Here is a 15,529-nt window from a genome sequence, read left to right on the forward strand (position 1 = left end):
CTCTCGTTCCATCTTCCAGGTTCGAGATGGGAATGCGAACAGGGAGGCTCTGGCTCCGTTTGATTCAACAGCAGGCGGAGCCTGCACTTCAGATCACTTCATTATTCATCAATAAAATTAAGGAAGTATCTAAACATGGCTAAGTACAACCGTCTCGACAAAGACAATGCGGCAGCGCTTCTGGTCGATCATCAAACTGGACTCTTCTCTCTTGTCAATGACTATGGCCCCAGTGAATTCAAAAACAATGTGTTAGCTCTTGCCAGTACAGTTAAGTTCTTTGAATTGCCAACGATCCTGACTACTAGCTTTGAAAATGGCCCTAATGGCCCTCTCATTCCTGAACTGAAGGGGATGTTTCCCGATGCTCCCTACATTGCTCGTCCAGGACAAATCAATGCTTGGGACAATGAGGACTTCGTGAAGGCAGTAGCGGCAACAGGAAAGAAGCAATTGATTATTGCAGGAATTGTCACTGATGTCTGTGTGGCATTTTGCGCTCTATCAGCATTGGAAGCAGGATATGAAGTTTTTGCCGTAACCGATGCTTCTGGTACTTTCAATGAATCTTGTCGCCATGCGGCTTGGGATCGAATGTCTAGTGCAGGTGTGCAATTAGTTAATTGGTTTGCTGTTGCTTGCGAACTGCATCGCGATTGGCGAAATGATATCGAAGGACTCGGTAACCTGTTGGGAAATTATATCCCCAACTACAAAAATCTGATGACTAGCTACTCGGCGAAGAATTAATTTAGGTGAAACCATCATCCCTATAAGATTTGGCATACAAACATTTCTTTTTTACGAATTTCCAAAGATGCTCAATCAAATTGAAATTAGGAGAGTAGGACGGCAAATAAAAAAAATATTCAGAAACCGGGTTAATCGAAAGAAACTCGGTTTCTTTTTTTCGGGGAATTTCGGATTAAAATATAATATCAGAATTAGCGATCGCCATCCAGAAATTACGGGTTCCAATTTTTCTAGTTTATAGTTACTTAAAATATGAACTTATTCAATCAGAGGGTTTTTCGTGATTTAAACCCCGAAATATCAAGAATTATTATTTTGAATATTTCCTTGGGAATTGCCTATGCTATCGGTACAAAAATTAGTCTAAGTATCGCATCACTGCATGGAATATCTGCCATTTGGTTGCCTTCGGGAATGACTTTAGCTGCATTTCTTTTATTCGGCTCAAAAATATTTCCGGCTATCGTTTTTGGTTCAGTGATGGGACTGATTAATGTCTTTAATTCGACTGGATCTTTACTAGATATTTTTATTCTGAATATGGGTTGTATTTTAGGAAATTATTTACAACCCTTCTGCGCTACATTTGTTATTAAAAAATATAGCAATATTCAAACATTATTTATTAGTATTAATGGAATTATTGTATTTATAATAACTGGTTTTTTCTCTCCCATAATTTCCGCAGTTATTATCATTATCACTGGTGTTTATACGGGGTTTTATCCAGCAGAAAATTACTGGGTTCCTTTATTAACAATTTGGATAGCGAGTGGGTTGACCCATTTAATTTTTACTCCGGTATTTTTAATTAATAAAATTCCTTCTGTTTCGGGGAAAGACAAGATTAAGCCCCGGGTTAAATTATTTATTCTATTGTTCGTTATCATTGCAACAAGTATAATTTTTTGGGTGACTTTTGTAAAAAATTATTCCGTTGAATATATTCTATTACTTCTGCTAATTTTAACGGTTTTTACCCTCGGTAAAAAGTTTTCGATTTTGATGGTGGCAATCGTTTCTTCTCTGGCTATTATTGCTACAACTTTAGAATTTGGCCCTTTTGTCAAATCATCAATTAACCAATCATTATTACTATTACAATCATTTATTGGGGTTTTTTCGGTCGCTTCTTTAATCTTATCGGCCATTATTGATGAAAAACAACAGGCGACTAATAAACTAGAATTAACCCTAGCTAATTTAGAAAATACTATCAAAGAGCGAACATTGCAGCTAGAAACAGCTAAGGAAAAAGCCGAAGTTGCCAATCAAGCTAAAAGTACCTTTATTGCTAATATGAGTCATGAATTGCGATCGCCTTTGAATGCCATTCTGGGTTTTTCTCAATTAATGTTACGTTCTCATAATCTCCCATCCGATCAATATGAAAATATAGGTATTATTTATCGCAGTGGAGAATACTTACTGACATTAATTAATAATGTTCTGGATTTATCCAAAATAGAAGCCGGAAAAACCACCCTAAATCCCGCTAATTTTGACTTATATCAATTATTAGATGATTTAGAAGATATGCTCAATTTACGAGCTAGTAATGCTGGATTAAAATTGATCTTTCAACGGAGTGAAACTATTCTTCGCTATATCTACGCCGATGAAGTTAAATTGCGTCAAGTCTTAATTAATTTACTCAGTAATGCGATTAAATTTACTCCAGAAGGAGGAATTACCTTAACGGTTTTTCAGGAAGAAGAAAACTCAACGGATGTTGTCACCATCAATTTCCAAGTCCGCGACACCGGAGTGGGAATTTCTCAGGCAGAATTACCTAAACTTTTTGAAGCTTTTACCCAAACCCAAGCGGGGAAAGAATCGCAAGAAGGCACGGGTTTAGGATTAGCCATTAGTCGGAAATTTGTGCAACTGATGGGCGGAGATATTACAGTAAAAAGTCAACTCGGTCAGGGCACAACCTTTTCATTTCAAATTCAAGCTAAACCCGGTAAAAATATTAACGATGAACCGCTTAAAACCAGAAAAAGAGTATTAGGTTTAGCTCCTGGTCAAGCGACTTATAAAATTCTAACTGTTGATGATAAAGAAATTAATTGTCTATTATTAATTAAACTTTTAGAACCCTTGGCATTTGAGTTAAAAACAGCTAGTAATGGAGCAGAAGCGATCGCAATATGGGATGAATGGGAACCCCATTTAATCTTTATGGATATGCGAATGCCCGTGATGGATGGTTATGAAGCGACAAAACAGATTAAATCAACTACCAAAGGCAATGCTACGGCTCTAATTGCTGTAACTGCTAGTGTATTAGAAGAAGAAAAGGCTATTGTATTATCGGCGGGGTGTGATGATTTTATGAGAAAACCTTTTACAGAAGATCAGATTTTTGAGGTTTTGGCTAAACATTTAGGGGTTAAATATATCTATGCAGAAATCCAGCCTATTGTAGATATAAACTCAGAGAAGGAGTTAATTTCTGAGGATTTAACAGTCATGTCTCAGGAGTGGATGAATCAACTCTATCAAGCCTCAATTGAAGCCAATAGTCAAGCTGTGATAGAATTAATTGCAGAAATTCCCGAAACAGAGATTTATTTAATCGAATTTCTAACCAAGGCAGTGCGTAAATTTCAATTTGAACAGATAATTAATTTAGCAGAACCTTTGATCGGCAATGATTAAAAAATATCGCTTATACTATGCTTAAACTCCTTAGATACATTAGTATTTCTCTGATTACCGTCTGTTTGTTATTTGCTTGTCATGCTTCAGTACCAATTAAAGTAAAACACCCTCCCTTGAAAGTGGTATTTACATCTTTTGTTGGGGAGCATTCAGGCATCATTGCTCAAGAAAAAGGATTTTTCAAAGCCCAAGGGGTAGATGTGGAACTAATTTATAAACAATACATCCAATTGGAAATGGCAAATTTCAGTGCGGGTAAGTATGATGGCATGGTATTGACCTTGGGAAGTTTTATCAACTTGAGTGCCACAAATCCAGATATACAAGGTGTCGTGGTTATAAATGAATCAACAGGAGCAGATGTGGTAGTCGCCCAATCGCAAATTAAAACCGTCGCTGACTTAAAAGGTAAAAAATTGGGTGCAAATCTAGGCGGTTTTAGCGAAATTTTCGTGACTGAAATGTTGAAAACTGCCAACTTAACCAGCGATGATGTGAACTTGGTTAAAGTAGAGGCTTCAGAAATTCCTCAACACCTGAAAAATAATGCTATTCAAGCCGGACACACTTGGGAACCCCATCTTTCTGAAGCCATTAAATTAGGGGGGAATATTTTATTTACCAGCAAACAAACTCCTGGCTTGATATTAGATATGATTATCTTTCGCAGTGAGATAATCCGCGATCGCCCCGAAGATGTTCGGGCATTTGTACGAGGATGGCTAGAAGGCTCTGCCTACTGGAAAGCAAATGTTCAGGAAGGAAATGCTATCATTAGTAAAGCGTTAAAAATTCCTCTTAATACAATCTATTTGGAGGGAGTCAACCTAACTGATTTAAGTGAAAATCAAAAATTATTTCAATCTAGCAACCCTAATTCCATTTACAAAACTGCCAAGATCTATGCAGACTTTTTTATTCGCTCTGGAAACGTAACGCGCATTCCTAAGCTAAAAAGTTTGTTCAATTCTTCTTTCTTAAACCCTCCCTAATGTAAAGCCATGCAGCATTCCCTTTTGGGCGGTATCCGTACAAAGTTGATCGCCTCCTTTCTGATTGTTTCTTTGAGTCCGTTGCTGCTATTGGCATTTCTCGACAAACAGACAACTGAAAAAGCACTAACTGATAACGCCAAACAAGCCCTCTCGACGGCGGCTAACGAAACCTCTAACAGAATAGATGCCTTTATTGATGCAAATCTCGATGCCGTGCGCGTAGAGGCGATTTTACCCGGTTTTGCCCGTTACCTCAGCCTAACTCCAAAACAGCGAGTTGACAGCCCCGAAATGCAATTGGCGACAGAAACATTAATCCGTCTCAGTCGCAAAGATATGATCAATGTTATCTCATATTCTTTGCTCGACTTAAACGGAAAAAATGTATTGGATACATATACATCAGATATTGGCAAAGATGAATCGGATCAAGATTACTTTAAAAAACCCCGGCAAACTGGGTTATCTTTTGTTTCTAACATGAAGCGATCGCCGACAATTCCTGACCTGGTAACGCTCTATTTTAGCAGTCCAGTTCGCAATGCCAAGGGAGATATATTGGGTGTATTGCGTGTTTCATACAATGCTACTGTTGTTCAACAATTAGTAACTCGACAAACTGAACGGGCTGGGGCAAAATCTTTTGCTATTCTGTTAGATGAAGATAATATTTATCTGGCACATAGCACTGCACCAGAACTGCTTTTTAAATCTATCGTGCCTTTGCCTGCCGATGTTTTAACTCAACTGCAACAAGAAGGGCGTTTATCTAATTCTCCTGTTAAGGAATTGGCAACTAATGAGCCAAAACTTCAGCAAGCATTGGATCATAAACAGTCATATTTAATTGCATCTTTGGCAGCAACAGATAATCAGGTTAATTTGATTGCGATCACTCGTTTAAAATATAAACCTTGGTCTGTGTTGTTCGCCCGGCCCCTTGCTGTTGCCCTAGCACCCGTAGAAAAGCAAATGCGTGATGCAATATTTCTATTGGTATTGATCGCGGGAGTAGTGACAATCATCGCTTTTGCCATTGGGCAACTACTAACAAAGCCAATAATTAACCTTACCAATATAGTTTCCCATTTTACCGCAGGTAACTTAAATATTCGCGCCAAAACCAACTCAAAAGACGAAATAGGTCAACTGGCAAAATCGTTTAACAACATGGCACTTCAGTTACAAACATCTTTTGAAACCTTAGAACATCGGGTAGACGAACGCACAGCAGAGTTAGTTATTGCCAAGGAAAAAGCCGAAGTTGCTAATCAAGCCAAAAGTAACTTTATTGCTAATATGAGTCACGAATTGCGATCGCCCTTAAATGCCATTTTAGGCTTTTCTCAAGTCATGTTAAGAAGCCCCGATCTCCCCTCGAAACAATCGGAAAATGCCGGAATTATTTATCGCAGTGGTGATTATCTATTAACCTTAATTAATAATGTTTTAGATTTATCTAAAATTGAAGCGGGAAAAACCACATTAAATCTAACTAATTTTGACCTGTATCGGTTATTAGATGATTTAGAAGATATGCTAGATTTACGAGCTAGTAATGCCGGATTAAAATTAATCTTTCAACGGAGTGAAAATGTCCCTCGTTATATTTGTACCGATGAAGTTAAATTGCGTCAAGTTTTAATTAATTTACTCAGTAATGCGATTAAATTTACCCAAGAAGGGGGTATTACCTTAACGGTTTTTCAGGAAGAAGAAGACTCAACAGACGTTATTAGCTTAAATTTTAAAATCCGCGATACGGGTGTAGGAATTTCTGAGGCAGAATTACCTAAACTTTTTGAAGCCTTCACCCAAACCCAAGCGGGGAAAGAAGCCCAAGAAGGCACGGGTTTAGGATTAGCTATTAGTCGGAAATTTGTGCAACTGATGGGGGGAGATATTACTGTTAAAAGTGAATTAGGAAAAGGCACAACCTTCTCGTTTCAAATTCAAGCCAAACCGGGTGAGAATATCAACGATGAATCCATAAAAACCCGGCAAAAAGTATTGGGTTTGGCTCCGGGTCAAGCGACTTATAAAATTCTAACTGTTGATGATAAAGAAATTAATTGTCTATTATTAATTAAACTTTTAGAACCCTTGGGATGGGAAATGAAAATAGCCCGAAATGGAAAAGAAGCGATCGCAATATGGGAAGAATGGGAACCCCATTTAATCTTTATGGATATGCGAATGCCCGTGATGGATGGCTATGAAGCCACAAAATATATTAAATCAACTACAAAAGGTAATGCTACGGCTGTAATTGCTCTAACTGCTAGTGTTTTAGAAGAAGAAAAAGCCATTGTGCTTTCAGCCGGCTGTGATGATTTTATTAGAAAACCTTTTAATGAATCGGTCATTTTTGAGGCTCTGGCTAAACATTTAGGTGTAGAATATATCTATACAAAAACCCCCTTTAGTTCAGATCATCATTCAGACAAAGAGATAACTGATCATGATTTAAAGACCATGACTCCAGAATGGATTAACCAACTTTACAGAGCCGCTTTAGAAGCCGATTCTAACCGAGTTCTGGAACTAATGATAGATATTCCCGATTCAGAGATTAATTTAAGACAATTTCTGGCCAAGGCGGTGCGTTTATTTCAATTTGAGCAGATCGTTGATTTAACTGAAGCGTTAATCAATCATGATTAACCCTGGGTTTATTAAATCTTAAAAAAATATGAAATTATTTAATCAGGAAGTTTTTCGTTATCAAAAATCACAATTATTCAAGCTGATTGTGATTAATATTTGTTTGGGAATTGCTTACCTTCTGGGAGTAAGATTTAGCATCAATGTTACATCTGTCCATGGTTCTTCTGCGATTTGGTTGCCCGCAGGTATGGTTTTAGCTGCTGTCATGTTATTCGGTTCAAAAGTATTTCCAGCAATTGCTTTTGGTTCAATAGTAGGATTAATTGATAACCATAGTTCCATAAATTCATTTACGAATTTGATTTTGATTAATGTCGCTTGTATTTTAGCCAATTATTTACAACCTTTATTTATTACATTACTACTTAAAAAATATACTAATATTAAAAATTTATTTAATAGTATTAATGGAGTAATTACTTTTTTTATTTTATCCTGCTTTTTGGTTCCCATATTGTCCCCGATTCTGATCGTTAATACTGCTGTTTATATCGGGTTATATTCAGCCGAAACTTACTGGAGTTCTTTCTTTACAATGTGGGCATCTAGTGCCTTGGGTCATGTAATTTTTACTCCCCTATTTTTAATTCATACTATTCGTCCTGTCCCGGGATCAAAGAAACTGCCCTCGAAAATCAAATTATCAATAATCGGCTTTGTGATCATCGGTACAATTTTAATTTTATGGATAACTTTTATCAAAAATATTTCTGTTGAATATATTTTCTTGCTCTTACTGATTTTAACTGTATTTACTTTAGGTAAAAAGTTTTCGATTGTGATGGTAGCCATTGTTTCCTGCGTGAGTATTATTGCCACTTCCCTAGGATTAGGCCCTTTTGTCAAAGCCTCACCGAATCAATCTCTATTTTTAGTTCAATTATTTATTGGGGTTTTTGCGGTCACTTCTCTGATTCTATCCGCCATAATTGATGAAAAGCAAAAAGCAACTAATAAATTAGAATTAACTCTGGGTAATTTAGAAGATACAGTCAAAGAACGAACGTTACAACTGGAAAAAGCCAAGGAAAAAGCTGAAGTTGCCAATCAAGCCAAAAGTACCTTTATTGCTAATATGAGCCATGAATTGCGATCGCCTTTGAATGCGATTTTAGGCTTTTCTCAAATCCTACTCAGGACGCCCAATCTTCCCCCGGAAAATTTAGAAAATGCCGGAATTATCTATCGGAGTGGGGAGTATCTCTTAACCTTAATTAATAATATTCTGGATTTATCGAAAATAGAAGCGGGAAAAATCACCTTAAATCCCACGGATTTTAATTTATATCAATTGTTAGATGATTTAGAAGATATGTTGCACCTGAGAGCAGCGAATGCGGGATTGAATTTGATATTTAAGCGAGATTCGTCAGTTACCCAATATATTTATACCGATCAGATTAAGCTGCGTCAAGTTTTAATTAATTTACTTAGTAATGCGATTAAATTTACCCCCGAGGGTGGGGTGACTTTAACGGTGCTTCAACGAGAAACCCAAGACACCGATAGCGCCCTATTGGAGTTTGAAGTTCGGGACACGGGGGTGGGAATTTCTCCCCAAGAATTGCCAAAACTCTTTCAGGTATTTACTCAAGCCCAAGCAGGAAGGGAATCCCAAGAAGGGACGGGTTTAGGATTAGCCATTAGTCGGAAATTTGTCCAATTAATGGGGGGACAAATTCAAGTCGAAAGCCAATTGCATCACGGGACAACCTTTAGATTCCAAATTCAAGCCCAACGGGGTCAAAATTCCCAGGATAAGCCAACGGCAGCCAAACGGATTGTATTGGGTTTAGTCAAGGGTCAACCGACCTATAAATTGCTAACAGTTGATGACAAAGAAGTGAATCGAAAATTATTAATAAAACTTTTAGAACCCCTAGAATTTGAGGTAAAAGAAGCCAGAAATGGACTAGAAGCGATCGCAATTTGGAACCAATGGGAACCCCATTTAATTTTTATGGATATGCGAATGCCCGTGATGGATGGCTATGAAGCCACTAAATATATTAAATCCACAACAAAAGGCAATGCTACGGCTGTAATTGCTCTAACTGCTAGTGTTTTAGAGGAGGAAAAAGCTATTGTGCTATCCTCTGGATGTGATGATTTTATTAGAAAACCCTTTACCGAGCATAATATTTTTGAGACACTCACCAAACATTTAGGTGTAAGATATATTTATTCAGAAACAAAGCCCTCTGTGTCGGATGTTACTGTAGATAGTAGCTTGACATCTCAACAATTAACCTGTATGCCTAAAGAGTGGATAATTGAGCTATATCAAGCTACTCTTGAAGCAAATACGGGTCTAGTTATGCAGTTAATCACACAAATTCCTGATATAGAAACTCATTTGATACAATCCCTTACACAACTTGTACGTAAATTTGAATTTGAACAGATTATTAACTTAGTTGAAACGCTCATTAGTCATGAATCCTGATTTAGTCGCAGAGAACAAAGGGAATATTCTTCTGGTTGATGATCTGCCAGAGAATTTACAATTACTAAGTGATTTGTTAATTAAACTTGGCTATACAGTTCGCAGTGTCACCAGTGGTAGAATGGCACTCAAAACCGTTAAAGTTAAGCAACCTGATGTTATTTTTTTAGACATTAAGATGCCAGAAATGGACGGTTATCAGGTGTGTCAAGCTCTGAAGGCTGATGAGAATTTATCCCATATTCCGATTATTTTTATTAGTGCTTTAAACGACGTTTTTGATAAAGTTAAGGCATTTCAGTCTGGGGGGATTGACTATATTACTAAACCCTTTCAAGTCGAAGAAGTTGTGGCGCGTTTGGAAAGTCAGTTAACTATTCAACGACAAAAAAGACTTCTGGAACAGGAAATTATTAAACGCCGAGACGCGGAGGAAGTGTTATACCAATCCCGGGCACTGTTATCAAGTATATTAAATAGTTCCCTGGATGGTATTGCCGCCTTAGAAGCCCTGCGCGAACCCGAAACCGGAGAAATTAAGGATTTTAGGTGTTTAGTAGTTAACCCGATCTTAGCGAAGGTTTTTGACCGCACTCGGGAAGATATGATCGGTAAAATTATCCTCAGAAGACTCCTAAATCGGATTCAACCGGAACTGTTTTATCGTTTTGTTAAAATTGTTGAAACTGGGGAATCCTTAGAACAGGATATTTACTATCCCGTTGGGGACTCCTACTGGTATCATTTTGTCGCCGTCAGGTTAGGGGATGGTTTTGCCATTACCATTCGCGATATTACCGCCCGCAAAAAAATTGAATTAGCCCTGCAAGAAGCCAATCAAAAATTAAAAGAACTCGCTAATGTCGATAGTTTAACTCAAATCGCCAATCGTCGCTGTTTTGATGGCCGTCTGCAAAGGGAATGGGAGGTTTTAGCCCAACAACAACGACCCTTGACCTTGATTATGTTTGATCTCGACGGGTTCAAATCCTATAACGACCATTATGGTCATCTGGCGGGGGATGATTGTCTCGTCCAGATCTCTCAAGCCGTCTATCAATGTACTCGCCAGCAGGATTTGCGCCGCCCCATTGACCTCGTGGCCCGTTATGGGGGAGAGGAATTTATTGTCCTTTTATCAGCGAAGGATTTAGCCACAGGAATTCAGGTTGCAGAACGAATTCAGCAGGCGATTTACCGTTTAAAAATTCCCCATGAATACTCCCATGTTAAGGAAATTGTGACCGTCAGTTTGGGGATTGGTTCGGTTATCCCCAGTTTAGAAGTTCAGCCCAATTACTTAATTCAATTAGCTGATCAGGCATTATACGATGCTAAACAACAGGGACGCGATCGCTATTGTATTAGTAGTAGTTGTCATCAGAAACAGGAAGTAGGAAATAGTTAACGGATAATAAATAAAGATTTATTGACTCAAAAAATAAGGTAAACTGAACAGTGGTTAATGTAAGCTCCACTTTTCATGACAAATCCCGCTCCCCCCGAAATTAATCCCAATCTTTGGCCGCAATTATTACAACAACTGTTAGACCGCCAATCCCTTTCTGTAACCCAAGCCTCACAATTAATGCAGGGATGGCTCCTAGAAACAGTTCCCCCCGTCCTTTCCGGGGCGATTTTGGCAGCGATACAAGCCAAAGGCGTCTCCGCCACGGAATTAACCGGAATGGCCGCGGTTTTACAATCCTTTGGTTCCTCGGATACCGCCACAACAACCAATTCCGGCATCATTTCCAACTACCGTGTAATTGATACCTGCGGCACCGGGGGCGATGGAGCTTCCACCTTCAATATTTCCACTACCGTTGCCTTTGTCGCCGCGGCGGCGGGGGTTCCGGTGGCAAAACATGGAAATCGTTCCGCATCGAGTAAAGTTGGCTCTGCGGACGTCTTAGAAGCCCTGGGCGTCAACCTCAAAGCCCCCAGCGAAAAAGTCAAACAGGCGTTATCAACGGTCGGAATCACCTTTTTATTCGCCCCCGGTTGGCATCCCGCCCTCAAAGCCGTGGCCCCCCTGCGTCAAACCCTGAAAGTCCGAACCGTCTTTAATCTATTAGGGCCCCTGGTCAATCCCCTATATCCTACTGGACAAATCATTGGGGTTTTTGACCCAACAATGCTGCCCATCATTGCCCAAGCCCTAAACCAACTTGGGACAGAAGTGGCGATCGTTTTACATGGACGGGAAAAACTTGATGAAGCGGGCTTAGGAGATATCACCGACTTAGCGATTTTATCCCAAGGGAAGGTTAAAACAGCCACCCTCAGCCCCCAGGACTTAGGATTAACTCCCGCCCCCCTAACCGCCCTCAGAGGGGGAGAGGTGCAGGAAAATTCGGAGATTCTGAAAAATTTATTACAGGGAAAAGGCACACAAGCACAAAAAGATGTGGTAGCCCTGAATGGGTCTTTAGCCTTACAGGTTGCGGGTGTTGTACCCATGGGCGACCATCAGCAAGGAATTCATTTAGCTCAAGAGATTTTACAAAGTGGTGCGGCTTGGTCAAAACTGGAAGAATTGGTTAAATTTCTTCAGGATTAATGTTATAGCAGGGAACAGGCAACAGGCAACAGGCAACAGGGGAAATGGTTCATTTATATTTAACTGGCTTCTGGAATCGGTAAAGCTAGGGGAACAGCAGGTTGAATGGGTGCAACTTGAAAGACATCTCTTAATGCTTCTTCTAAAGTTGGTCGCATCACAACTCGGTTTTCACTAGCAACAATTACTCTAACTAAGGTGGGTAAACTATTTTCCTCTGCTTCTAAATATAAAGGTTCCACATAAAGTAGGGATTGTTCAATGGGAATCACTAATAAATTGCCTTGAATTACCCGGGAACCTTGGCGACTCCAGAGGGAAATTTGCTCGGAAATTTCAGGTTGTTGGTTAATTAACGCTTCTACCTGTTCCGGCCCAAAAATTAGGCGTTGTTTGGGGAAACGATATAATACTAAACTGCCATAATGTTCGAGATCAGAGCGAGCGGCTAACCAGGCGACTAAGTTATTCCGACTAGACGGAGTAAACGGAAGCATAAGCATGAATTCTTCAGTTTTTTCCGTCGGTAATCGCATGATTAAATAATAGGGTTCCATCGGTTGTTGTTGACTAGCATAAATTTCTACCGGAACCCGCCAGAGATCTTCCCGATTATAAAAAACAATCGGATCACTCATGTGATAGGTGAGTAAATGTTGAGATTGAACGCTAAATAAATCAACCGGGTAGCGAATATGTTGACGCAGGGTAATCGGCATTTCTTCAATAGAATTAAACAAATCGGGAAAAACCTGTTTTAGTGTAGAGATAATGGGATCTTGATCTTCCTCTAATGAATAGAATTTAACCGTACCGTTATAAGCATCAACAATCACCTTAACCGAATTTCTAATATAGTTAAATGGCGCTCCTTCGGGATCGGAATAGGGGTAAAGATTACTGGTGGTATAAGCATCAATCATCCAATATAAATGATTATAATCAACCGATGTAGAATTAGAGTCAGCAACCACAAGATAGGGGTTACTATCATAATGTAGAAAAGGTGCGATCGCTTTGACTCTTTCTAAGATATTCCGGCGAAATAGTAATTTAGTTTCGGGGGTGAAGTTATCCGTAAATAACATTTGCCAGTTTTTTAAATAGTAGGCAAATAAAAACCGTTTCCATCCGGTTCCAATCACAATTCCGCCTTCGCCATCATAGATATTATAAACATTCTCATTTCCCAGGGGAAAATCTAGTTCTTTGACTTGAGTAGAAGTCATGATTTGAGTATTAGTTAATAAACCGTAATAAAGTCGCGGTTTACCAATCGGAATTATATTTTTAATTCGAGGAGAAACTTCTAAGGTTGTATCGGGATCTAATTGGGGATCAGCGCCAATATTTTTAACAAAAAATTCAGGCAGACCGCCCTCAGCCACGCGATTCACGGGAGAGAGGGTAAAACCATAACCATGGGTATAAACTAAATGTTCATTAACCCAAGTCTTGGCTTTTTCCGGGACTAATTCATAGTTTAATTCCCGAGGGGAAATGAGTACCTGTTGTTTTTGTAAACCCGTATTATACTTTCCTAAAAATTTATCGGGTAAAATAGAATAGCGATCATAATCGGCGTCGGAAAATTCATAATAAAGACGAATTTGTTGTAATTGACGATTAGTTTGTAATAACGGTCGTTTATCCCAAAGACGAATATTATCAATCGTTAAATTATTGTTTTTAATATCGGTATAACTTAATTTGGCATTGGGATCAAAAGTTTCAACGTTAATTTTATCTAAATTAAATCCTTGGCGAGTATATTGAATACTGTGTTTAATATAAGGTAATTCTCGCTCTAATTCGTTGGGTTGAACAATCAACTGTTGAACCAAATGGGGGATAATACTTACCACTAGAATACTCAGCCCTAAATACCAAGTAAATATTGCTCTGAGGGAATAGCTATCTGCGAATAATTTATCTCGGCCTGAATTTCGTTTTTTAATTAGATATAGCGCGCCTATTTTTCTTAGGAGAATATCAATATAGGGTCTAACTTTTTTGACTGAAAAAATTGCTTGCCAGATCAGGAAAAAAGAAAGTAATATAGCGATAATAGATAATAATAAATAACCGGGCTTTAGTATATTGACATCGGTAAAATTTGCGCCAAATACAACCCCCTGGGTGGAGTATAAAAGTTCATAACGGGCTAACCAATACCGCATGGCACAACTAAACATCAAAAGCCCTGCCAGTCCGTGCAGATGACGTTGTTGGGGTTGGGAAAAACTCGGAAATCGCCCTTGACTGAGACTATTTCCAGAGAGCAAATACATTAAACTACAAGTAATAAAACCAACTGAAAATAATCCAATCAACCAAAATTCCAAAAGGTGAGCAATGGGGAGACTAAAAATATAAAAGCTAATATCTCGATTTAATAAGGGTTCGGTTTGGTTAAATAAAGTAGGATGAAAATATTGTAAGAAATTTGACCAATGACTCGACAACAACAAGCTAAATCCAAAACCAAAGGTTAAAGCAATAAAACTAAAAACAATGAAAGGATTCCAGAGAATAGAAATTACTAAAATTACTAAAATAGGTATTTTCCAACTGTAGGCTTTAAAATTGTTAATCCATTGCTCAACAATTTGAGGTTCAAACTGGGCAGGTAGATTAGAAAATAGAGGTTGACTTGCATCCCAATGCCAATAACTGATAAAAATCTGGCTATAATGAATTATAATTAAACCTAGCAACAGAGATAAACCCATGACCATCACTAAAAGCGAAGGTAATCCCAAGGAAAATCTAGGTAAATTCTGATGAGATAAATCAAAAAGATGATCGGGAGATTTATTTTGTAAATGTTCATAAGAATATTGATGCCGTCGGGCAATGACTAAATTTCCGATTAACCAAGCTACGGTAATCGATAATCCCAATACGGCTAACCCAATTTCCATCCCTAATCTTGCTTGAAAAACCGATAAATAATTGACTTCTTTAAACCAAATTAACTCAGCGAAAAATTTGGCAGTCAGATCTAAAATAAATACCAAACTCAATATCGCTAAACTAACTTTAAAAATTAGATTTTTTTTTGCCATAATATTAAATTAAGCGACCGAAAAGTAATTGATTTTATTCTAACCGATAAACCAAAATTATTTATCAAAACAGACCCTAGGATAAAATCGGACAAACCCGTTATAGATTGCTATACATCTGTTAACTCAGAAGGGTCTACAATCAAAAGCGTATTGAGTGGAGTTGATTACCAAAAATGGATATTAAATTGGCACTGACTGTATTAACGGTGTTATTTACCTTGGGCTGTCTGTTCTTCGGAACCAAAAACGGCTTCTATGATAGCAATGATTATCATGGTAACGGTTCTGCTCATTAATTAGGGAGCATGGAGTAGGATCAGGGGGAGTAGGGGGGCAGGGGAGGCAGGGGAGGCAGGGGAGGCAGGGG

At 38.4% G+C, this 15,529-nt stretch carries 8 protein-coding genes and 1 pseudogene; 7 read left to right on the plus strand and 2 right to left on the minus strand.

All coding sequences use genetic code 11. The annotated features are described in order from the left end of the window. The first annotated feature begins 135 nt into the window (after positions 1 to 135). The gene (gene ycaC, locus PL9631_RS00285; RefSeq protein ID WP_083616053.1) at positions 136 to 750 is read left to right on the plus strand and encodes an isochorismate family cysteine hydrolase YcaC; all 615 of its coding nucleotides are present in this window, start codon (positions 136 to 138) and stop codon (positions 748 to 750) included. 16 nt (positions 751 to 766) lie between these two features. Here ycaC and PL9631_RS00290 read toward each other — a convergent pair. Then, positions 767 to 859: pseudogene (locus tag PL9631_RS00290) on the minus strand (transposase); the annotation flags it as partial. A 146-nt stretch (positions 860 to 1,005) separates the two neighbouring features. Between PL9631_RS00290 and PL9631_RS00295 the strand changes: the two are divergent. The 6 genes from PL9631_RS00295 to trpD all read left to right on the plus strand — a co-directional run bounded on the left by PL9631_RS00295 (position 1,006) and on the right by trpD (position 12,091). Next, complete coding sequence (locus PL9631_RS00295) at positions 1,006 to 3,417, plus strand: ATP-binding protein (RefSeq protein ID WP_083616055.1); 2,412 nt, start codon at positions 1,006 to 1,008, stop codon at positions 3,415 to 3,417. Positions 3,418 to 3,434: 17 nt separating this feature from the next. Continuing rightward, complete coding sequence (locus tag PL9631_RS00300; RefSeq protein WP_197046204.1) at positions 3,435 to 4,412, plus strand: ABC transporter substrate-binding protein; 978 nt, start codon at positions 3,435 to 3,437, stop codon at positions 4,410 to 4,412. Between the two features lie 9 nt (positions 4,413 to 4,421). Beyond that, complete coding sequence (locus PL9631_RS00305; protein ID WP_083616056.1) at positions 4,422 to 7,079, plus strand: hybrid sensor histidine kinase/response regulator; 2,658 nt, start codon at positions 4,422 to 4,424, stop codon at positions 7,077 to 7,079. Between the two features lie 28 nt (positions 7,080 to 7,107). Then, positions 7,108 to 9,528 (plus strand): ATP-binding protein, encoded by a 2,421-nt coding sequence (locus PL9631_RS26580; RefSeq protein ID WP_083616057.1) that lies wholly within the window; start codon positions 7,108 to 7,110, stop codon positions 9,526 to 9,528. Beyond that, positions 9,518 to 10,936 (plus strand): diguanylate cyclase domain-containing protein, encoded by a 1,419-nt coding sequence (locus PL9631_RS00315; RefSeq protein WP_083616058.1) that lies wholly within the window; start codon positions 9,518 to 9,520, stop codon positions 10,934 to 10,936. Before PL9631_RS26580 ends, PL9631_RS00315 begins: the two co-directional genes overlap by 11 nt. A gap of 75 nt (positions 10,937 to 11,011) precedes the next feature. Then, a complete protein-coding gene (trpD, locus tag PL9631_RS00320) occupies positions 11,012 to 12,091 on the plus strand; it encodes an anthranilate phosphoribosyltransferase (RefSeq protein ID WP_083616059.1) in 1,080 nt (359 codons plus the stop codon). 59 nt (positions 12,092 to 12,150) lie between these two features. Here the strand turns inward: trpD and PL9631_RS00325 are convergent, their stop codons facing one another. Beyond that, positions 12,151 to 15,159, minus strand: coding sequence for a UPF0182 family protein (locus tag PL9631_RS00325; protein ID WP_083616060.1), 3,009 nt, complete (start codon positions 15,157 to 15,159; stop codon positions 12,151 to 12,153). Between the last annotated feature and the right edge of the window lie 370 nt (positions 15,160 to 15,529).

Origin of the sequence: Planktothrix paucivesiculata PCC 9631, assembly GCF_900009265.2 — a bacterium.
GTDB lineage: Bacteria > Cyanobacteriota > Cyanobacteriia > Cyanobacteriales > Microcoleaceae > Planktothrix > Planktothrix paucivesiculata.